General features: G+C 66.8%; 20 protein-coding genes. 10 read left to right on the plus strand and 10 right to left on the minus strand.

Annotated elements, in window-relative coordinates; genetic code table 11:
* Positions 1 to 60: 60 nt before the first annotated feature.
* The 5 genes from sucD (at position 61) to lpdA (ending at position 7,858) form a co-directional block, all read left to right on the plus strand.
* Positions 61 to 945 carry a succinate--CoA ligase subunit alpha gene (gene sucD / locus AAG816_RS20975; protein WP_341991633.1) on the plus strand — a complete coding sequence of 295 codons (885 nt, stop codon included), beginning with the start codon at positions 61 to 63 and terminating at the stop codon, positions 943 to 945.
* Between the two features lie 353 nt (positions 946 to 1,298).
* Entirely contained in the window at positions 1,299 to 4,256 is a 2,958-nt protein-coding gene (locus AAG816_RS20980) for a 2-oxoglutarate dehydrogenase E1 component (RefSeq protein WP_341991634.1), read from the plus strand.
* Between the two features lie 64 nt (positions 4,257 to 4,320).
* Positions 4,321 to 5,556 carry a 2-oxoglutarate dehydrogenase complex dihydrolipoyllysine-residue succinyltransferase gene (gene odhB, locus AAG816_RS20985; protein WP_341991635.1) on the plus strand — a complete coding sequence of 412 codons (1,236 nt, stop codon included), beginning with the start codon at positions 4,321 to 4,323 and terminating at the stop codon, positions 5,554 to 5,556.
* A 178-nt stretch (positions 5,557 to 5,734) separates the two neighbouring features.
* On the plus strand, positions 5,735 to 6,394 hold the full coding sequence (locus AAG816_RS20990) for a LysE family translocator (RefSeq protein WP_341991636.1): 660 nt from the start codon (positions 5,735 to 5,737) through the stop codon (positions 6,392 to 6,394).
* A 57-nt stretch (positions 6,395 to 6,451) separates the two neighbouring features.
* Positions 6,452 to 7,858 carry a dihydrolipoyl dehydrogenase gene (gene lpdA, locus AAG816_RS20995; protein WP_341991637.1) on the plus strand — a complete coding sequence of 469 codons (1,407 nt, stop codon included), beginning with the start codon at positions 6,452 to 6,454 and terminating at the stop codon, positions 7,856 to 7,858.
* A 126-nt stretch (positions 7,859 to 7,984) separates the two neighbouring features.
* Here the strand turns inward: lpdA and AAG816_RS21000 are convergent, their stop codons facing one another.
* The gene (locus AAG816_RS21000; RefSeq protein ID WP_341991638.1) at positions 7,985 to 8,143 is read right to left on the minus strand and encodes a hypothetical protein; all 159 of its coding nucleotides are present in this window, start codon (positions 8,141 to 8,143) and stop codon (positions 7,985 to 7,987) included.
* 120 nt (positions 8,144 to 8,263) lie between these two features.
* Complete coding sequence (locus AAG816_RS21005) at positions 8,264 to 8,677, minus strand: VOC family protein (RefSeq protein WP_341991639.1); 414 nt, start codon at positions 8,675 to 8,677, stop codon at positions 8,264 to 8,266.
* Positions 8,678 to 8,814: 137 nt separating this feature from the next.
* Between AAG816_RS21005 and AAG816_RS21010 the strand changes: the two genes are divergently transcribed.
* Complete coding sequence (locus tag AAG816_RS21010; RefSeq protein ID WP_341991640.1) at positions 8,815 to 9,399, plus strand: hypothetical protein; 585 nt, start codon at positions 8,815 to 8,817, stop codon at positions 9,397 to 9,399.
* A 15-nt stretch (positions 9,400 to 9,414) separates the two neighbouring features.
* On the opposite strand, the gene AAG816_RS21015 is transcribed toward AAG816_RS21010, so the two are convergent.
* Positions 9,415 to 10,398 carry a tyrosine recombinase XerC gene (locus AAG816_RS21015; RefSeq protein WP_341991641.1) on the minus strand — a complete coding sequence of 328 codons (984 nt, stop codon included), beginning with the start codon at positions 10,396 to 10,398 and terminating at the stop codon, positions 9,415 to 9,417.
* Positions 10,399 to 10,647: 249 nt separating this feature from the next.
* Between AAG816_RS21015 and AAG816_RS21020 the strand changes: the two genes are divergently transcribed.
* Positions 10,648 to 11,151 carry a PadR family transcriptional regulator gene (locus tag AAG816_RS21020; RefSeq protein ID WP_341991642.1) on the plus strand — a complete coding sequence of 168 codons (504 nt, stop codon included), beginning with the start codon at positions 10,648 to 10,650 and terminating at the stop codon, positions 11,149 to 11,151.
* A gap of 77 nt (positions 11,152 to 11,228) precedes the next feature.
* Here AAG816_RS21020 and AAG816_RS21025 read toward each other — a convergent pair whose 3' ends face one another.
* On the minus strand, positions 11,229 to 11,633 hold the full coding sequence (locus tag AAG816_RS21025) for an MAPEG family protein (RefSeq protein ID WP_341991643.1): 405 nt from the start codon (positions 11,631 to 11,633) through the stop codon (positions 11,229 to 11,231).
* A gap of 47 nt (positions 11,634 to 11,680) precedes the next feature.
* Entirely contained in the window at positions 11,681 to 12,154 is a 474-nt protein-coding gene (locus AAG816_RS21030; RefSeq protein ID WP_341991644.1) for a YaiI/YqxD family protein, read from the minus strand.
* Between the two features lie 148 nt (positions 12,155 to 12,302).
* On the opposite strand from AAG816_RS21030, the gene AAG816_RS21035 reads away from it, so the two are divergent.
* The gene (locus tag AAG816_RS21035) at positions 12,303 to 13,073 is read left to right on the plus strand and encodes a phosphatase PAP2 family protein (RefSeq protein ID WP_341991645.1); all 771 of its coding nucleotides are present in this window, start codon (positions 12,303 to 12,305) and stop codon (positions 13,071 to 13,073) included.
* Between the two features lie 57 nt (positions 13,074 to 13,130).
* Here AAG816_RS21035 and AAG816_RS21040 read toward each other — a convergent pair whose 3' ends face one another.
* From AAG816_RS21040 to lgt, 5 genes are all read right to left on the minus strand, one after another.
* Positions 13,131 to 14,084, minus strand: a complete 954-nt coding sequence (locus AAG816_RS21040) for a ribose-phosphate pyrophosphokinase (protein ID WP_341991646.1) — start codon at positions 14,082 to 14,084, stop codon at positions 13,131 to 13,133.
* Between the two features lie 85 nt (positions 14,085 to 14,169).
* The gene (locus tag AAG816_RS21045) at positions 14,170 to 14,862 is read right to left on the minus strand and encodes a hypothetical protein (protein WP_341991647.1); all 693 of its coding nucleotides are present in this window, start codon (positions 14,860 to 14,862) and stop codon (positions 14,170 to 14,172) included.
* Positions 14,863 to 14,973: 111 nt separating this feature from the next.
* Positions 14,974 to 15,741, minus strand: coding sequence for a peptidoglycan editing factor PgeF (gene pgeF, locus AAG816_RS21050; RefSeq protein ID WP_341991648.1), 768 nt, complete (start codon positions 15,739 to 15,741; stop codon positions 14,974 to 14,976).
* Positions 15,741 to 16,844, minus strand: a complete 1,104-nt coding sequence (locus AAG816_RS21055) for an SAM-dependent methyltransferase (RefSeq protein ID WP_341991649.1) — start codon at positions 16,842 to 16,844, stop codon at positions 15,741 to 15,743. Before AAG816_RS21055 ends, pgeF begins: the two co-directional genes overlap by 1 nt.
* A complete protein-coding gene (gene lgt / locus AAG816_RS21060) occupies positions 16,841 to 17,656 on the minus strand; it encodes a prolipoprotein diacylglyceryl transferase (protein ID WP_341991650.1) in 816 nt (271 codons plus the stop codon). Before lgt ends, AAG816_RS21055 begins: the two co-directional genes overlap by 4 nt.
* A gap of 355 nt (positions 17,657 to 18,011) precedes the next feature.
* On the opposite strand from lgt, the gene AAG816_RS21065 reads away from it, so the two are divergent.
* Entirely contained in the window at positions 18,012 to 18,332 is a 321-nt protein-coding gene (locus AAG816_RS21065; protein WP_341991651.1) for an accessory factor UbiK family protein, read from the plus strand.
* Between the two features lie 260 nt (positions 18,333 to 18,592).
* Complete coding sequence (locus AAG816_RS21070) at positions 18,593 to 19,093, plus strand: YbjN domain-containing protein (protein WP_341991682.1); 501 nt, start codon at positions 18,593 to 18,595, stop codon at positions 19,091 to 19,093.
* Positions 19,094 to 19,134: the final 41 nt, after the last annotated feature.

Below are 19,134 nucleotides of genomic sequence, written 5' to 3' on the forward strand. Positions count from 1 at the left end.
CGATGATCTGGATGATGCGGCGCAGAAGATCGTCGCGGCCGTGAAGAAGGAAGCTGCGTGATGTCCGTGCTGATCGACGCCAATACCAAGGTTATCACCCAGGGCTTCACCGGCAAGAACGGCACGTTCCATTCCGAACAGGCCATCGCCTATGGCACCAAGATGGTGGGCGGCACCTCGCCGGGCAAAGGCGGCTCGACCCATCTGGGCCTGCCGGTGTTCGACACCGTGATCGAAGCCAAAGAAGCCACCGGCGCCGACGCCTCGGTGATCTATGTGCCGCCGCCGGGCGCGGCGGATGCCATCCTGGAAGCCATCGACGCCGAGATCGGCCTGATCGTGTGCATCACCGAAGGCATTCCGGTGCTGGACATGGTGCGGGTGAAGCGGGCGCTGTCCGGCTCCAAGTCGCGCCTGATCGGGCCGAACTGCCCCGGCGTGGTCACCGCCGGCCAGTCGAAGATCGGCATCATGCCGGCCAATATCTTCAAGCCCGGTTCGGTGGGCGTGGTCTCGCGCTCCGGCACCTTGACCTATGAAGCGGTGTTCCAGACCACCCAGGAGGGCCTCGGCCAGACCTCGGCGGTGGGCATCGGCGGCGACCCGGTGAAGGGCACCGAGTTCATCGACGTGCTGGAGCTGTTCCTGGCCGACCCGAAGACGGAGTCGATCATCATGATCGGCGAGATCGGCGGCTCGGCGGAAGAGGACGCGGCGCAGTTCATCCTTGATGAGGCCAAGCGCGGCCGCAAGAAGCCGATGGTGGGCTTCATCGCCGGCCGCACCGCCCCTCCCGGCCGCCGCATGGGCCATGCGGGCGCCATCATCTCCGGCGGCAAGGGCGGCGCGGAAGACAAGATCGCCGCCATGGAAGCGGCGGGCATCACCGTCTCGCCGTCTCCGGCGCGGCTGGGCAAGACCCTGGCGGCCTTGCTGAAGGGCTGAAAGATCACGGCAATCCGGTGAGCATCACCGGATTGCCGTCTTTCAGGTGGAACAACACGGTGTGTGCCACGCTGGCGAAAGCCAGGTGCGGTACGCGGTGCGCAGAGCGGCCGTGCGCAGAACGCCGGGGTCAACGGTGGGAAGGTTCTTTCCCATGCGGTGTCCGCGGCTTATGTAGCGGTCCGGCTCTCTCGTTCCGCGTTTCGCGCGGAGTGGGCATACGCAACGATGCGGCGGCGCAGCCCGACGCATCGTCATCTTTATGGCTGTCAACGGCTTTTGGGCTTGGTTTTCGGCGCCAGTTGCGCTCTTAAACGAGGCTTAGCTCCAAAGGTCATCCGGGATCTAGGCCCATGTCGCGCGCGGACCAGAACGACCTCTTTCTCGCCACCTCCTTCCTGTACGGAGGTAATGCTCAGTGGATAGAAGATCTCTATGCCCAGTATGAGGCTGACCCCGCTTCGGTGGACGCCCAGTGGCAGAGCTTCTTCGCCGCCCTGAAGGACGATCCCGAAGCGGTCAAGAAAAGCGCCCGCGGCGCCTCGTGGAAGAAGGCCAATTGGCCGCTCCATGCCAATGGCGAACTCGTCTCCGCCCTCGACGGTAATTGGATCGAGGTGGAGAAGAAGGTCACCGAGAAGGTGAAGGAGAAGGCCCAGAAGGCGGGCGTCGAATTCTCCGCCACCGAGGTGCAGCAGGCGACCCGCGACAGCGTCAAGGCGCTGATGATGATCCGGGCCTATCGCATGCGCGGCCATCTGCAGGCCGATCTCGATCCGCTGAAGCTGACCCCGCCGCGCGACGCGCCGGAGCTGGATCCGGTCTCCTACGGCTTTTACGAGTCCGATCTCGACCGCAAGATCTTCATCGACAACGTGCTCGGGCTGGAATTTGCCACCGTGCGCGAGATGGTGGCCATCCTGCGCCGCACCTATTGCCAGACCATCGGCGTTGAATTCATGCATATCTCCTCGCCTGAGGAGAAGGCCTGGATCCAGGAGCGCATCGAGGGCGTGGACAAGGAAGTGTCCTTCACCCGCGAAGGTAAGCGCGCCATCCTCAACAAGCTGGTGGAGGCCGAGGGCTTCGAGAAGTTCCTCGATGTCAAATACACCGGCACCAAGCGCTTCGGCCTGGACGGCGGCGAAAGCCTGATCCCGGCGCTGGAGCAGATCATCAAGCGCGGCGGCAATCTCGGCGTGCGCGACATCGTGTTCGGCATGGCCCATCGCGGCCGCCTGAACGTGCTGACCCAGGTGATGGGCAAGCCCCATCGCGCCCTGTTCCACGAATTCAAGGGCGGCTCCTGGGCCCCCGACGAGGTCGAGGGCTCCGGCGATGTGAAGTACCATCTGGGTGCCTCGTCCGATCGCGAGTTCGATGGCAACAAGGTCCATCTGTCGCTGACCGCTAACCCCTCGCATCTGGAGATCGTCGATCCGGTGGTGCTGGGCAAGGCCCGCGCCAAGCAGGATCAACTGGGCGATACCGAGCGGGTGGCGGTGCTGCCGCTGCTGCTGCACGGCGATGCGGCGTTCGCGGGTCAGGGCGTGGTGGCCGAGTGTCTCGGCCTGTCGGGCCTGAAGGGCCATCGCACCGGCGGCTCGATCCACGTCATCATCAACAACCAGATCGGCTTCACCACCAATCCGCGCTACTCGCGCTCCTCGCCTTATCCCTCGGATGTGGCGAAGATGATCGAGGCGCCGATCTTCCATGTGAATGGTGACGATCCCGAAGCCACCACCTTCTGCGCCAAGGTGGCCACCGAGTTCCGCCAGCGCTTCCACAAGCCGGTGGTGCTGGACATCTTCTGCTATCGCCGCTTCGGCCATAACGAGGGCGATGAGCCGTCGTTCACCCAGCCGCACATGTACAAGGTGATCCGCCAGCATCCCTCCACGCTGGAGCTGTACGGCAAGAAGCTGGAAGCCGAGGGCGTGATCGCTGCTGGCGAACTGGACCAGATGCGCGCCGCCTGGCGCGACAAGCTGGAAGGCGAGCACGAGGCCGGCCAGCACTACAAGCCCAACAAGGCCGACTGGCTGGACGGCCGCTGGTCGGGCCTGAAGGCCTCCAATAGCGAGGACGATCCGCGCCGTGGCAACACCGGCGTGGCCGTCGATACGCTGAAGGACATCGGCCGCAAGATCACCACCGTGCCGGAGGGCTTCACCCCCCATCGCACCATCCAGCGCTTCCTGGACAACCGCCGCAAGGCGGTGGTGGAGGACGGCGCCGGTATCGATTGGGCCACCGGCGAAGCCCTGGCCTTCTGCACCTTGCTGGAAGAGGGCAGCCCGGTCCGCCTGTCCGGCCAGGATGTGGAGCGCGGCACCTTCTCGCAGCGCCATTCGGTGCTGACCGACCAGGACACCGAGCAGCGCTACAAGCCGTTCAATCATTTGACCGAGAAGCAGGCCAAATACGAGGTCATCAATTCGATGCTCTCGGAGGAGGCGGTGCTCGGCTTCGAATATGGCTACACCCTGTCCGAGCCGAACACGCTCGTGCTGTGGGAAGCCCAGTTCGGCGACTTCGCCAATGGCGCGCAGGTGATCTTCGATCAGTTCCTGTCGTCCGGCGAGCGCAAGTGGCTGCGCATGTCCGGCCTCGTCTGCCTGCTGCCGCACGGCTATGAGGGCCAGGGCCCCGAGCATTCCTCCGCCCGCCTGGAGCGCTATCTCCAGATGTGCGCCGAGGACAACATGCAGGTGGCCAACTGCACCACCCCGGCCAACTACTTCCACATCCTGCGTCGTCAGCTGAAGCGCGAGTTCCGCAAGCCGCTGATCCTGATGACCCCCAAGTCGCTGCTGCGCCACAAGAAGGCGGTGTCGCGGCTGGAGGAGTTCGGCCCGGAGACCTCGTTCCACCGGGTGCTGTGGGACGATGCCCAGTCCAATCCCACCAGCGAGAGCATCAAGCTGGTGGCGGACGACAAGATCCGCCGCGTGGTTCTGTGTTCCGGCAAGGTCTATTACGACCTCCTGGAGGAGCGCGAGAAGCGCGGCACCAACGACGTCTATCTGATGCGCGTGGAGCAGCTGTTCCCGTTCCCGCTGAAGACCATGGCCCAGGAACTTTCGCGCTTCAAAAACGCCGAAGTGGTCTGGTGCCAGGAAGAGCCGAAGAACCAGGGCGCCTGGGCGTTCGTGCAGCCGTATCTGGAGTGGGTGCTGGAGAATATCAGCGCCGCCTCCCGCCGGCCGCGCTATGCCGGTCGCCCCGCCTCCGCCGCTACCGCGACGGGCCTCATGTCCAAGCATCTCGCCCAGCTGAAGGCGTTCCTGGAGGAAGCCCTCGGCTGAGGGTTTTCTCCCGCCTGACGCACGCAAGCCTGCAAACCCGCAAGATCGAAAGAAGACGACAGCCATGGCAACCGAGATCCGCGTTCCAACGCTCGGCGAATCCGTGACGGAAGCGACCATCGGCAAGTGGTTCAAGAAGCCCGGCGATGCGGTGAAAGCCGACGAGCCGCTGGTGGAACTGGAAACCGATAAGGTCACCGTCGAAGTTCCCGCTCCGACCTCCGGCGTGCTGGCGGAAATCGTCGCCAAGGACGGCGAGACCGTGAATGTGGGCGCCCTGCTGGGGTCCATCGGCGAAGGCACGGGCGCTGCTGCTGCGCCTGCCCCCAAGGCCGAAGCGCCGAAGGCGGCTCCTGCTGCGGCTCCCGCTCCCGCCGCTGCTCCGGCACCGGCTAAGGCCGCCGTTCTCGCCAGCGCCAACGGCCCGGCCGTGGATCGCCTGTCGGCGGAAAGCGGCGTCGCCGCCGCCGGCGTCGACGGTTCCGGCAAGGATGGCCGGGTGACCAAGGGCGATATGCTCGCGGCCATCGCCACCGCCGCCCAGCCCGCTGCTGCCCCGGCGGCCGCTGCGCCCCGCGGTCCGTCCAGCCAGGCCGATGCCGTCCGCGAAGAGCGGGTGAAGATGACCAAGCTGCGGCAGACCATCGCCCGCCGCCTCAAGGACGCGCAGAACACCGCCGCCATGCTCACCACGTTCAACGACGTGGACATGACCGCGGTGATGGCCCTGCGCGCCCAGTTCAAGGACGCGTTCGAGAAGAAGCACGGCACCAAGCTGGGCTTCATGGGCTTCTTCACCAAGGCGGTGATCGCGGCCCTGAAGGACATCCCGGCGGTGAATGCCGAGATCGACGGCCAGGATCTGGTCTACAAGAACTATTACAACATCGGTATCGCGGTCGGCACCGAGAAGGGCCTCGTGGTTCCGGTGGTGCGTGACGCCGACCTGCTCTCCGTGGCGGAGATCGAGAAGGCCATCGCCGGCTATGGCCGCAAGGCCCGTGACGGCAAGCTCGGCATTGACGACATGCAGGGCGGCACCTTCACCATCACCAACGGCGGCATCTACGGCTCGCTGATGTCCACCCCCATCCTCAATGCGCCGCAGTCGGGCATCCTCGGCATGCACCGCATCGAGGAGCGCCCGGTGGCCATCAAGGGACAGGTGGTGATCCGCCCGATGATGTACCTGGCGCTCTCCTACGATCACCGCATCGTCGACGGTCGCGAGGCCGTGACCTTCCTGGTGCGGGTCAAGGAGACCCTGGAAGATCCCGCGCGTCTCGTGCTTGATCTGTGATCGGACGCAGGTCCTAAAGGCTGCCGCCGCTCCCGCTTTGCCGGGATGCGGCGGGGCTGGGGCTGCGAGGTTTGAGGGTCCGGCGGGCAGGTGGCTCGCCGCGAACCATACCAAAGCGGCGGTGCGGGCGTCGGGCCTTCGGTCCGCCCGCAGCGGCGCGCGGCTGGCAGGGCAGGCGATGACGAGCCATCTCGCGGAGTATTTTACCCTGATGGCGGTGTTCGCTCTGGCGGCGATCACCCCGGGGCCGGATTTCGCCATGGTGGTGCGCCAGAGCGTGGTGCATGGCCGCCGTGCCGGCATCGTCACCAGCCTGGGCGTGGGCTCCGCCATGCTGTTTCATGCCAGCTATACCTTGGCCGGCATCGGCCTGCTCGTTGCCCATTCGCTGCTGGCGTTCAACATCCTGAAATGGCTCGGGGCCGCATATCTGGTCTATGTGGGCGTCAAGACGTTTCGCGCTCCGGCGATGTCCATGGACATTGATGCTCAGCCGGCCGCCGCCGCGTCCATTTCCGGCGTCCCCATGTCGGATGCGCGCAGCTTCGGGCTGGGCTTCCTGACCAATGCGCTCAATCCCAAGGCCGTGCTGTTCTTCCTGTCGCTGTTCGGCACGCTCGTCAGCGCCGATACGCCCATCGCCATGCAGGTGGGCTACGCGCTGAGCATGTCGGCGCTGCTGATGGGGTGGTTCACCTTGGTCTCCTTCTTCTTCACCGGCCGTGCTGTGCGGGCGCAACTCGCCCGCGCGGGCCGCTGGTTCAATCGTCTTACCGGCGGCGCGCTCATCGCGTTGGGCGTCCGTCTTGCCTTGCAGCGGGCGCACTCCGCCGCCTGATGCTCCGTTCGAACCCGGCCGCCTTGCGGCCTTCGCAGTTTTAAGGATCGCACGTCCATGGCTTCCTACGATCTCATCGTCATCGGCACCGGCCCCGGCGGCTATGTGGCCGCCATCCGCGCCGCCCAGCTCGGCCTCAAGACCGCGGTGGTGGAAAAGCGCGCCACCCATGGCGGCACCTGCCTGAACGTGGGCTGCATCCCCTCCAAGGCGCTGCTCTATGCCTCCGAGCTGTTTGAAGAGGCGGGCCACTCGTTCGCCGGCATGGGCATCGGCGTCGGCGCGCCGAAGCTAGACCTCGCCGCCATGCAGGGGTTCAAGGACAAGGGCGTGGACGGCAACGTCAAGGGCGTCGAGTTCCTGCTGAAGAAGAACAAGGTCGACGTGCATTTTGGCACCGGCAAGATCCTGGGCACCGGCAAGGTGCAGGTGACGGCCAATGCCGACGGCGCCGTGCAGGTGCTGGAGACCAAGAACATCCTGATCGCCACCGGCTCCGACGTGGCGCCGCTTCCGGGCGTGACCATCGACGAGCAGCGCATCGTCTCCTCCACCGGCGCGCTGACCCTGTCGCAGGTGCCGGCCAAGCTGCTGGTGGTGGGCGCGGGCGTCATCGGCCTGGAGCTGGGCAGCGTGTGGCGCCGCCTCGGCGCCGAGGTGACGGTGGTCGAATATCTCGACCGCATCCTGCCGGGCATGGACAATGAGGTGGCCAAGTCGTTCCAGCGCATCCTGTCCAAGCAGGGCTTCGCCTTCAAGCTGGGCACCAAGGTCACCGGTGTGGACGCTTCCGGAAAGACGCTGAAGGTCACGGTGGAAGCTGCCGCTGGCGGTTCGCCCGAGACGCTGGAAGCGGATGTGGTGCTGGTGGCCATTGGCCGCGTCGCCTACACCGGCGGCCTGGGCCTGGCCGAGATCGGCGTTGCTACCGACAAGCGCGGCCGGGTGGAAGTGGACGCCCACTACAAGAGCACTGTGGATGGCATCTACGCCATTGGCGACGTGATCGCCGGCCCGATGCTGGCCCACAAGGCCGAGGACGAGGGCATGGCGGTGGCCGAGATCCTCGCCGGCAAGGCCGGGCATGTGAATTACGACGTCATCCCGGGCGTGGTCTATACCTTCCCGGAAGTGGCCTCGGTGGGCAAGACCGAGGAAGAGCTGAAAGACGCCGGCATCGCTTATTCCGTCGGCAAATTCCCCTTCACCGCCAACGGCCGCGCCAAGGTGAACAACACCACCGACGGCTTCGTGAAGATCCTGGCGGATGCCGCCACCGACAAGGTGCTGGGCGCCCACATCATCGGCCCCGAGGCCGGCGAACTGATCCACGAATTGTGCGTGCTGATGGAGTTCGGCGGTTCGTCGGAAGACCTGGCCCGCACCTGCCACGCCCATCCCACCCGCTCGGAAGCGGTGAAGGAAGCCGCGCTCGCGGTGGAAAAGCGCGCCATCCACTTCTGAGCCATCGCGCCCGCTGCGGCGGGTGACCGGGTGACGAAACGAAAAAAGAGGCCAGCCCGCACGCGCGGGCTGGCCTCTTGGCTTTTAGCGCTCCGATGGCGCGTAGCCGTTCGGGCGCTCGCCGGCTCAGCTGCCTTTGGGCGCGCCGGCGTCGGTGGGGGCGCTAGCCGAGGTGGTGGGCTGCGGGGTCGGGGCGGTGGCCGACTTCGACATGCAGTCGGCAAAGGCCGGGGCGGTGGTGGCCAGGATCGAAAGCGTGCAGAACGCGAGGGCAAGACGCTTCATCTCTCTCACTCCTTAACCTTACGGGAAGCGTTAGCGTAAGTCCGTTCAGGCTGGGCTCGAAGCCTCATTGCGCGCCACCACGCCTCAAAGCATGCCGCTACGGCAGCGCGGTACGGTTGTTCACGCGATGTTGTAGGTCACGGCCTCGATGCGCCATCCATCCGGATCGATCAGGAAGGCGGCATAATAGGCTGGCCCGTAGGCGGGGCGCGGCCCCGGAGGGCCGTTGTCCAGGCCTCCGGCTGCCAGTCCCGCCGCATGGAAGGCGTGCACCGCATGGGCGTCGACGGCATCGAAGGCGATGTGGAAGCCCGGGGGACAGGCGATGACCGCCCCGGACCGCTCCTCCAGCCAGAACTGCACATTGTCCTCCAAGGCCCATTGGCCCGGGCGGCCATAGCCGGCGGAACGGGTGCCGGTGGGCTCCGCAAACATCACCTCGCGCCCCAGGCCCAGCGGCGACAGCACCCGGTCGTAAAACGCCACGGCACGGTCGAGGTCGGCGACTCCGAGCGACATATGGTGGATGCTCATGCCAAGGCCTCCGAATCCGTCACACTTCAGATCAAGGTAGATCTCCGCCGGGGGCGCATGAACCAAACTTTCGGGTGATGGTGCTTTAACCCTGCGCCCTTTAAACGCCTCAAACCCGGCCCCAATTGCGCAAAGCCATGTCCCAACTTCCCCCGCCCGATTCACGACCTGAGACCGCGACCGGCACGCGCACGCGCTCGGCGCTACGCCCGCTGTTCATGGTGCTGGCGCTGCTGTTCCTGTGGGAGGCGTGGCTGTGGGAGAAGGCCAAGCCCGCCGTCGCATGGGTGACGGGGCTGCTGCCGTTCGAAGCCATCAAGCACGCTATCGCCCAATGGGCGCGCCGGCTGCCGCCCTATGGCGCTTTGGTGCTGTTCGTGGTGCCGCTGATCCTGATCGAGCCCATCAACATCCTCGCGCTCTGGTTCTTCGCCCATAAGGATGTGGTGGCCGGCAGCCTCTGCTTCCTGGTGGCCAAGCTGGTGGGCGTCGGGCTGATGGCGTTCCTGTTCGAGGCCTGCCGCCAGCAATTGCGTTCCATCGGCTGGTTCGCGCGACTGTGCGACTGGATTCTCGGTATCAATGCCTGGGCGCACCGGCTGGTGGACCCGTACAAGCAGCAACTGCGTGCTGCGTTCGCGGAATGGAAAGCGGGCCGCGGCAGTGGCTTCTGGCGCCGGGTCATGGATCTGCGGCGCCGGGCCTTCGCCGCGCGGTCGTGAAGCTGCGTTGCCGCGTCAGGCCCGCGGATGGGCGGCGCGATAGGCTTCCATGAGCTTGGTGCTGTCCACGGCGGTATAGACCTGGGTGGTGGAGAGCGAGGCGTGGCCCAGCAATTCCTGGATCGCCCGCATCTCGCCACCGCGCGCCAGCAGGTGGGTGGCAAAGGAATGGCGCAACGCATGGGGTGTAGCGCTGTCCGGCAGGCCCAGGGCCCCGCGCATACGTTCCACGGCCAATTGGACAATGCGGGGTGACAATGGCCCGCCCCGCATGCCGCGAAACAGCGGCTTCTCCGGCTCCAGCACATATGGGCAGAGCGTCGCATAGTCGGCGATGGCCTGGGTCACCTGCGCCAGCAGCGGCACCATGCGGGTCTTCTGGCCCTTGCCGGTGACGGTGATCTGGTCGCCGGCGCCGGGCTCCGGCACCATGGCGCGGGTGAGACCGAGCGCCTCGGAAATGCGCAGGCCGGCGCCATAGAGCAGAGCGATCACCGCCGCATCGCGGGCCAGCACCCAGGGTTCGCGATCCTCGCCGGCGCGGGTGGCAGGATCGGCGAGCGCGCGCGCGTCCGCCACCGAGACCGGCTTGGGCAGGCTGCGCGGCACCTTCGGTGCCCGCACGGCCGTCAGCGCGCCCACCTTGCCCAGGCCCTCCCGTTCCAGATGACGGCCGAACGAACGGGCGGCGGCCATCAGGCGCACCAAAGTGCGCGGGGCCACCCCCTCCGCCCGGCGGGCCGCCAGGACCGCGCGCACATCGGCAGGGGTGAGGGCGGCCATGGCCGCCAGCGTCGGCCGCTCGCCCAGATGCAGGGTGAGGCGGTTCATCACCAAGGTCAGGTCGCGGGCGTAGGCGTCCAAGGTCTTGGGGGAGAGGCGCCGCTCATGGGCGAGCCGCGCCAGCCAGCCGTCCACAGCCGCGGCCATTTCCGGCACCAGCGCACTGAGCAGCGCATTGCGCGAACGGGCCGCGGTTTCCGTATCGGTCATGGCCATGGGCGCCTCCTGTCCTCCCCCACCTTAGCCGCCATCGCTTAAGGGATCACGCACCTCTTGCTTTTCGATATATCGAAAGATATATGAGAGATCGTTGTATCTTTAGATATAACGTAATGGAGAAAACACATGTTTGGATTTCGATCGCACCGCGATGTCGCGCACTGTGGCGGGGGGGGTGAACGGGGAGAGTTTGGCGGCGGCTGGGGCCGGGGTGGGCGTCATCGCGGTGGTGGTGGCGGCGGCGACATGTTCCGCATCGGCCGCATGCTGGCCCAGGGCGACCTGAAGCTGCTGGCCCTGGCGCTGATCGCCGAGCAGCCGCGCCACGGCTATGAGATCATCAAGCTGATCGAGGAAAAGACCAGCGGCTGCTATTCCCCCAGCCCGGGCGTGATCTATCCGACCCTGACCTTCCTGGAAGAGGCCGGCTACGTCACCGCAGAGCTGGATGGGGCCAAGAAGCGCTTCACCATAACGCCGGAGGGGCGCAGCTATCTGGAGGCCAACCGCGATTTCGCCGACGCCATCATCGGGCGCCTGTCGGAAATCGGCCTGAAGATGGGCAAGGTCCGCCGCTGGATGGGCGCCGAGCGCGAGCCGGCCGCAGGCCCCGAACTGCCCCGCCTGATCGAGGCGGCGCTGGAAAACCTGCGCGATGTGTCGCGGGCCAAGCTGGCGGAAAATCCCCGTGCGGAGACCCGTTTGGTGGAGATCCTCGCCGGCATTGCCAATGACCTGCGCGAAGTCTGATCGCCCGCAGGCCGTACCGCTTCAGAGTGGCCGCACGCCGTGCGACCTCTCAGCCCTCAAAGGTGATGCTGCCGGCTTCACGCCGGCAGCGACAGGAACACCGCTGCCAGGATGAGGATGATGCCCGCCGAGGCCATCACCCAGACGCCGGAGCGCACATAGGGCAGGCCGCTGGCATAGAGCGGCACATAGAGCACCCGGCCCCAGAAATAGACATGGGCACCGGCAATGGTCAGCGCGGTATGTACCCCCGCCGCATGGGCCAGCAGCACCGCCGCCGCGAACAGCGGAAAGGTCTCCATCAGATTCTTGAAGGCGCGGTCGAGCCGCCCGGCCATCGCCCCAAGCGGCTTGGCCGGCGCGTCCCGGGGCCCGGCATTCCAGGCCGAGCCGCGCTCGCGGGTGGCCATGTGCGCGGCCAGCAGCAATTGCACGAAGGCCAGAACGATGGTGGCGGCGAGCAGGAAGAGTTCGTGGGTCACGGCGGGCTCCGGTCGGGTCCAGGAAGAGGCGGGGCGATGGCGGCGGGTCAGAACCCCGCCCGCTTCAGCCTCACGATGGCAAGATCCAGCGCCGAGAGGAAGGCGGAGCGATCCCGCGGCGAGAATGGCCGCGGACCGCTGGTGGCGTGGCCGGCGGAACGCAATTCATCCATGAGGTTGCGGGTGGCCAGGGCCGGTCCGATGGTGGCCTCGGTGAAGGCCTTGCCATTGGGGGCGATCACGTCCGCCCCGGCCTTCACGCAGCGCGAGGCCAAAGGAATATCGGCGGTGATGACCACGTCGCCGCGGGACACCCGCTCGGCGATCCAATCGTCCGCCACATCCGGCCCGCTGGCCACCACCACCCGGTGGACATTGGCCGTCCGCGGCAGAGCGATGGGGCTGTTCGACACCACATGGACGTCGAGCTTGTGCCGTTCGGCCACCTTGTAGATTTCGTCCTTCACCGGGCAGGCGTCGGCATCCACATAGAGCGTGATGGGAGTTTCGCGTTGAGCCATGGCGGGCTGAATGGCAGGCAATGCCCGTGGCCGCAAGCGGCCATGCCGCCGCGTTGCCCGGTGACGGATGCGCGAGGAGCCCAGCGGAGTGGTGCCAAGGCACCGGAGCCCAGTTGACGCGGGCGCGGTGTCATGCGGTTCTGCGGCCATGAACACACTTCTCAGCCGCGGGCGACGCCTGCTGTCCGGCATTCCCGGATTTTCCGCTGTCCTCGATCGCGTCAGCCGCATGGAGAAGGACACGCTGCTGGTGCTCGCTCTGACGGCGGGCGCGTTCTATGTGTTCGCCAAGATCGCCGACGAGGTACTGGAAGGCGACACGCGCGGCCTGGATGAGCGCATCCTGCTGGCGCTGCGGGTGCCCGGCGACCTCTCCACCCCCGTCGGGCCGCACTGGCTGCAAGAGCCCATGCGCGACCTGACCGCCATCGGCGGCACCACGGTGCTGACATTGATGACCTTGGCGGTCATCCTGTTCCTGTTCATGGTCCGCAAGCGACACACCGCCTTGATGGTGCTGGTCTCCGTGGCCGGCGGGGCGGCCTTGTCGTCGGCACTGAAATGGGGCTTTTCCCGCCCCCGGCCGGAACTGGTGCCGCACGGCATGGAGGTGTTTTCCCAGAGCTTTCCCAGCGGCCATTCCATGATGTCGGCGGTAGTCTACTTGACTCTGGGCGCGCTGCTGGCCCGGACCCAGGCGGGCTGGCGGGTGAAGAGCTTCCTGTTCGGCCTCGCCATCACGCTGACGCTGCTGGTGGGGATCAGCCGGCTCTATCTCGGCGTGCATTGGCCCACCGACGTGCTCGGCGGGTGGGCACTGGGCGCGGGATGGGCGTCCTTGTGCTGGCTGGTGATGGTGTATCTGCAGTCGCGCGGCGAGGTGGAGCCGGAGGATCCAACCACCAACGCTGACGATTAAAGAACAATCGCCTGGCTCCGGAGCGTCAATCCCCCGGAGCCGGCGCCTCAATCGCGGTCAGTCGAACAGGCTGGAGACCGATTCTTCGTGAGCGGTGCGGGCGATGGCTTCGCCGATCAGGCCGGCGATGGGAAGGACCCGGATGTTGCGGGCCACCTTCACCGCCTCGGTGGGCTGGATGGAATCGGTGATCACCAATTCCTTCAGCTTGGACGAGGAGATCCGCGCCACCGCGCCGCCGGACAGCACCCCATGGGTGATGTAGGCATGCACTTCCTTGGCGCCGCGGGCCAGCAGCGCCTCGGCGGCATTCACCAGCGTGCCGCCGGAATCGACGATGTCGTCCACCAGGATGCAGCTACGCCCGCTCACGTCGCCGATGACATTCATCACTTCGCTCTCGCCGGGGCGCTCGCGGCGCTTGTCGACGATGGCGAGCTGGGCGTCGATGCGCTTGGCCAGCGCGCGGGCACGCACCACGCCACCCACGTCGGGGGAGACCACCATGAGATTGTTGAGGTCGAACCGTTCCTTGATGTCCCGCACCATCACCGGGGCGGAATAGAGGTTGTCGGTGGGAATGTCGAAGAAGCCCTGGATCTGTCCGGCATGGAGGTCCAGCGTCATCACGCGGTCGGCGCCCGCATGGGTGATGAGATTGGCCACCAGCTTGGCGGAGATGGGCGTGCGCGGGCCGGGCTTACGATCCTGGCGGGCGTAGCCGAAGTAAGGGACCACCGCCGTAATGCGCTTGGCGGAGGCACGGCGCAGCGCATCGATGATGATGAGCAGTTCCATGAGATGGTCGTTGGCCGGAAATGAGGTGGACTGCACCACGAAGGCGTCCTGGCCGCGCACGTTTTCCTGGATCTCGACGAAGATCTCCATGTCCGCAAAGCGGCGCACCACCGCTTTGGTCAGCGGCGTGTCCAGATAGCCGGCAATCGCTTCCGCGAGCGCGCGATTGGAATTTCCCGCGACCAGTTTCATGGATCCATTCTCATTGGGCATTCGGCACTCCGCGCCCGGGGCGCGGGCCTTGGACCTGTTCAAGCGCCCTGATAGGCGCGGGCATTGCGTGTTGTAAAGGCGGGATTCAGCGGGCCGCGTATGCCAAGGCTGCATCGGTCCCGGTGGCGTTGCCGAATGGCGGGGCCAGGGCCACCGGCACGCCGCCATTTTCCAGCGGGTCGCGGGGCGGGGCCGGCTCGGCGGCGGGCTGAGCCGCGACGGGGGCTGCGGTCTCAACGGGGCCGGCGGCGGTGGCAGGCGCGGTGGGTGTTGTGGCGCGGGGCGCGCCCATGCTCAGGCTTTCGGTCAGGCTGGCCATGGTGTTGCCGGCGATGCGGGCCAGCATTTCTTCGTCGCAGACGGCCCAGGCGCCGCCCTTGACCGCCTTGGCGGTTTCCTCGCCGGTGATACGCGCCACCCGCTGCTTGTCGGCATCGAACACATCCCAGGCATAAGCCACCTGGGTCTTGCCGCGCTCGGTGTGCACCGACAGATAGCCGCGGACACGGTAGCCGGCAGGCTGGCTGCGGGAGACGACGGCCACCTGGCTCAATTCCGCTTCGGACGACAGGCGGGTGACCAGGCGGTCGAAGGTGTCCTTCGGCGGCCCGTCAATGGACTCGAAGGCCAGGGTGCGGGATGTGGTCCCGCCGCTTGAGGCGACCCCGGTGCCGTCGGTCTGGCACCCGGCGAGCGCCAAGCCCGCACCGAGAACCGCAACGCGGGCAGCCATGCGCAGGATGGTGCCCCATGTCGCGCCGCTCGTTGCGTTCCTCATGCCTCAGCCCCTCTTCACATTTGGTGAAGAAGGCGTAACTCCGATCCGTCGGCAGGTCCAGAAGAACGGTTAAGGTATCGTTAATTGTGATCCGGCCGGGCCTTTGCCGGCTCAGCTCAGGGTGATGGCCGCCACCATCCGGCCATAGTCGGCCTCCGCGCGGTGGGTGGCGCGGCGGAAACTGAAGAACCGCGCCGGGTCGGTGTAGGTATCCAGGCCCAGATCCTCGATGTGTCCGACCCGCGCCTCGGTCAGCCGATGGGTGATGAAGCCCGGCAGATCGAACAGGGCATGGTGGGGGCGGTCTGCAGGGGCGAAGAAGCGTACGAAGGTCTGAGACTCCGCCAGGAAGCGGGCGATGAAGTCCTCTCCCACCTCGTAGCTGGGCTGGCGGATCAGGGGGCCGATGGCGGCGTGAATATCCGCGCGCCGGGCGCCGAGCCTCTCCATCTGGGCCACGGTGGCTTCCACCACGCCGCCGAAGGCGCCTTTCCATCCCGCATGGGCGGCGCCCACCACCCGCGCCACGGGATCGGCAAACAGCACCGGGCCGCAATCGGCCACCGTGATGGTGGCGCCAAGGCCGGGGACGGCGGTGGCCACCGCATCCGCCTGGGGCGCGTCTTCCCGGCGCCATGGTGTTTCCAGAGGCACGCAGATGGCGGAATGCACCTGCGAGCAGGCCACCAGATTGGGCGGTTCCACCCCCAAGGCGCGGGCCATGCGGGCGCGGTTCTCCACCACGTTCTCCCGGTCGTCGCGCGAACCCATGCCGCCATTGAGGCTGTTATACAGGCCGGTGGAGACCCCGCCCTGGCGGGTGAAAAAGGCGTGGCGGATGCCGGGCAGCGCGGCAAGGGACGGGGCTTCCACTTTCATCACGCAAATTCCTCCTGCGGCGCGAAGCCGGGCGGCGGGCCGAGCGATGGGTCGCCCAGCGCCAGAACCTTGAACAATGTGCCCATCTGGCCGGCCTCGGCGCCGGCCAGGCGGTGTGCGGCGGCGGCGATGGCCGCGCGCCCCGCCTCATCCTGTCCCTGCTGCAATCGGGTGGCGCGGGCGCCAAGCCCGAGCCGGGCGAGGAACTCGCCCTGGGTCAGGGCGCCGAAGGCGCGCGCACCGGCCGCCTTGGCGCCGCGGGCCAGCGCGGCAAAATCCACATGGGCGGTCAGGTCAGCCTCGCCGGGTGTCTCCAGCGGGGACACAAAACGGTGGTCCTTCATGGCCTGGAGCGTGTCGCCATAACCGTGCGCCGCGTGACCATAATCGATCAACAAGGCGGCGCCGCCCTGTGCCGCCAACCGGGCGCCTAGCGCCTGGACAGCGCCGCCCTCCAGGCGTTCCAGCAGGTCGCCCTCCCGTGCCGGGGGGAAGTGCGCCGCCAGGGCGCCGATGGCGGGCAGCGGGCGCGGGTCGAGGCCGAACACCAGTTGGTCCGCGTCATCGAGCCCGACCCGCCTCTCGTGCCAGCCAGCGCGGCCGCGCACGAACTGGTCGATGGGCAGGGCGTCAAAGAACTCGTTAGCGATCACCACCACTGGACCGTCGGGCACGCTCTCCAGTCCGTCGTGCCAGATGGGTGTTGCAAGGCCCTTAAGGCTCGCGGCTTGGCGCGCCCGCAGCACCGGGCTCATTTCCACCAGATCCACTTGCGCGGCAGCGCCGAAGGCCGGCACCAGCCGGGCGGCGCGCAGCGCATCCGCCATCAAGGTGCCGCGGCCGGGGCCCAGCTCCACCAAGCGGAAGGCTTTGGGTGCCCCCATCTGCTGCCAGGTGGCCACCGCCCACAGGCCGATCAGTTCGCCGAACATCTGGCTGATTTCAGGGGCGGTGATGAAGTCGCCGCGGGCGCCCAAGGGGTCGCGGGTCATGTAATAGCCATGGCGGGGATGGCCAAGGCACAGCGCCATGTAGCGCCCCACCGAGATCGGGCCCTCGGCGGCGATCAGCGCCTTCAGCTCTACGGCGAGCGGCGTGGTCACGGCCGGGCGCGGCGCAGCGCATAGAGCACGAGGCCGGCACCGGCCAGCACCAAGGGCAGTGACAGCAGCATGCCCATGGTGGTGCCGAAGGCGAGATAGCCCAGTTGCGGGTCCGGCTCGCGGAAGAACTCGCCGAAAATGCGCCCCAGCCCATAGCCGATGCCGAAGATGCCCGCGGCCAGACCCGGGCGGCGGAACACACCGAGGCGGACGGCGATCAGCATCACCACGAACAGCGCCAGCCCCTCCACTGCCGCTTCATAAAGCTGGCTGGGATGGCGCGGGATGTCGCCGCCGGTGGGGAAAATGACCGCCCACGGCACATCCGCCGGTCGGCCCCACAGCTCGCCATTGATGAAATTCGCCAGCCGCCCGAAGAACAGGCCCACCGGTGCCACCACACCCGCCACATCCAGCAGCGAGAAGACCGGGATGGATCGCGACCGGGCGAACAGGATCAGCGCCACGATGGTCCCGGCAAGGCCGCCATGGAACGACATGCCGCCATGCCACAGCATGGGGATTTCGGTGGGATTGGCGAGGAAGAAGGCGGGATTGTAGAAGAACACATAACCGATGCGCCCGCCCAGGATCACGCCGAAGGTGGCCCAGAACAGCGCGTCGTCCAGGTCCGCCGGCTGCATGGGCGATGTGCCGCCCCATAGGGCGGGTCGCGCCACCAGCACCCGGGCCAACTGCCAGCCGATGAGCAGCCCGGCGATATAGGCCAGCGCATACCAGCGGATGGCCAGCGGCCCCACCGCGAAGAGCACTGGATCGATGGCCGGGAAGGGCAAGGCGAACTGGATCATCGGGTCTCCGGGGAAACGCACCGCGCGGGCGGGCGGCTGCACGGCAGCCTTGTGGTGGAGAAGCTGCCCCTCAGCCTATCCATAACGCCGGATTGGCGACGAATTCCTGAATGACCGTTCCTGAATGCCTGGGCATCGGCACGCGCCAAACGGGATTTTTATCCCCCGAGCCATGTGCCGTTCGCCGCCGGCGTCGTCAAGCGTGTGGGGCGGTGACACGGGTCGTCCCCTGGGCGGTCGCTTTGCCGCGGTGCGGCATGCGGGCGGGAGGCAGACCTTGCGGGCGATGCGCGCTATGCCCATTGTCTAACAGCGCGCCGCACAGCGCGAACCCGAACCGGCGCGGAGGCCGATCATGACCCAGACCACAGGCCGTCTGTTCGACGAAATGTCGCGACTCGTGAACGACGCGGCAGGCGTTGCCCAGGGCATGCGCCGCGAGGCCGAAACCGTGATGCGTGGACAGATGGAACGGTTCCTGCGCGACATGGATCTCGTCAAGCGCGAGGAGTTCGAGGTGGTGAAAGACCTTGCTGCCGCCGCCCGCCTGGAGAATGAGCGCCTGGCCGCGCGCCTAGCCGAACTGGAGGCGAAAGTCGCCGCCGGGTCTGCGTCACACGTCTCCGGCGACACCGGCTTTTCCGGCACGCCAGGCGCTGGTCCCGGGCCGGTCTGACATGCAATGCCCACGACAGGGGCATGACTATAATCTGTCGTAGCGGGGCGATACCGCGTCGCGATATAGTGAGTTACTGGCGATTCGTAGCCGGATCGTCGCGCCAGAGCGCGACGGGGCGCAGCCTCGCCAGGGCACGTCGTTCCAAGTGGAGCGGCGGGGCCGCCGGCACGCTGCGTCGCGCAAATCCTGGCTGGCTTTGAGTGCCGTTCGTGCCGAGTTCGACCATCTCCGCGTCCCTCACACCGCGAGGTCGAGGCATGTCTCTGATCGAAATCGAAACCGAAGCGTCGGCCAACCCCGTCGATTTGGTAGAACAGCTCGCCGCCGTGCGCGACTGGTCCTTCGAGCGTTCCGCCGAAGACGAGATCACCCTGTCCCTCAACAACCGCTGGACCGACTGCCACGTCTCTTTCCAGTGGATGGATGAGATCGAGGCCCTGCATCTCGCCTGCGCTTTCGACTTCAAGGTGCCCGACAGCCGCCGCGGCGAGGTGCTGAAGCTCCTGGCTCTCATCAATGAACAGATGTGGCTGGGTCATTTCGATACCTGGCCGCAGGAGGGCGTGATCATGTTCCGGCATGCCTTGGTCCTGGCCGGCGGCGCGACTGCCAGCGATCGCCAGTGCGAAGCCATCCTGGATGCGGCCATGGATGCGGTGGATCGCTACTTCCCGGCGTTCCAATTTGTGGTGTGGGCCGGCAAGACTGCGCGGGAGGCTATGGATTCCGCGCTTTTCGATACCGTCGGAGAAGCTTAAGACAGCGGGACTCCCATCGCGAGAACCGGGCCGTACCGGCC

This window comes from Azorhizobium sp. AG788, from assembly GCF_943371865.1.
Lineage (GTDB): Bacteria > Pseudomonadota > Alphaproteobacteria > Rhizobiales > Xanthobacteraceae > Azorhizobium.

Coding starts and splice junctions, on each gene's coding strand:
- AAG816_RS21065 (WP_341991651.1), top strand. CDS start 18,012: ATGACCCAGACCACAGGCCGTCTGTTCGACGAAATGTCGCGACTCGTG.
- pgeF (WP_341991648.1), bottom strand. CDS start 15,741: ATGAAAGTGGAAGCCCCGTCCCTTGCCGCGCTGCCCGGCATCCGCCAC.
- AAG816_RS21040 (WP_341991646.1), bottom strand. CDS start 14,084: ATGCCCAATGAGAATGGATCCATGAAACTGGTCGCGGGAAATTCCAAT.
- AAG816_RS21000 (WP_341991638.1), bottom strand. CDS start 8,143: ATGAAGCGTCTTGCCCTCGCGTTCTGCACGCTTTCGATCCTGGCCACC.
- AAG816_RS20980 (WP_341991634.1), top strand. CDS start 1,299: ATGTCGCGCGCGGACCAGAACGACCTCTTTCTCGCCACCTCCTTCCTG.
- AAG816_RS21020 (WP_341991642.1), top strand. CDS start 10,648: ATGTTCCGCATCGGCCGCATGCTGGCCCAGGGCGACCTGAAGCTGCTG.
- AAG816_RS21045 (WP_341991647.1), bottom strand. CDS start 14,862: ATGAGGAACGCAACGAGCGGCGCGACATGGGGCACCATCCTGCGCATG.
- AAG816_RS21015 (WP_341991641.1), bottom strand. CDS start 10,398: ATGGCCATGACCGATACGGAAACCGCGGCCCGTTCGCGCAATGCGCTG.
- AAG816_RS21010 (WP_341991640.1), top strand. CDS start 8,815: ATGTCCCAACTTCCCCCGCCCGATTCACGACCTGAGACCGCGACCGGC.
- AAG816_RS20990 (WP_341991636.1), top strand. CDS start 5,735: ATGACGAGCCATCTCGCGGAGTATTTTACCCTGATGGCGGTGTTCGCT.
- lgt (WP_341991650.1), bottom strand. CDS start 17,656: ATGATCCAGTTCGCCTTGCCCTTCCCGGCCATCGATCCAGTGCTCTTC.
- lpdA (WP_341991637.1), top strand. CDS start 6,452: ATGGCTTCCTACGATCTCATCGTCATCGGCACCGGCCCCGGCGGCTAT.
- AAG816_RS21030 (WP_341991644.1), bottom strand. CDS start 12,154: ATGGCTCAACGCGAAACTCCCATCACGCTCTATGTGGATGCCGACGCC.
- AAG816_RS21005 (WP_341991639.1), bottom strand. CDS start 8,677: ATGAGCATCCACCATATGTCGCTCGGAGTCGCCGACCTCGACCGTGCC.
- AAG816_RS21035 (WP_341991645.1), top strand. CDS start 12,303: ATGAACACACTTCTCAGCCGCGGGCGACGCCTGCTGTCCGGCATTCCC.
- AAG816_RS21070 (WP_341991682.1), top strand. CDS start 18,593: ATGTCTCTGATCGAAATCGAAACCGAAGCGTCGGCCAACCCCGTCGAT.
- odhB (WP_341991635.1), top strand. CDS start 4,321: ATGGCAACCGAGATCCGCGTTCCAACGCTCGGCGAATCCGTGACGGAA.
- sucD (WP_341991633.1), top strand. CDS start 61: ATGTCCGTGCTGATCGACGCCAATACCAAGGTTATCACCCAGGGCTTC.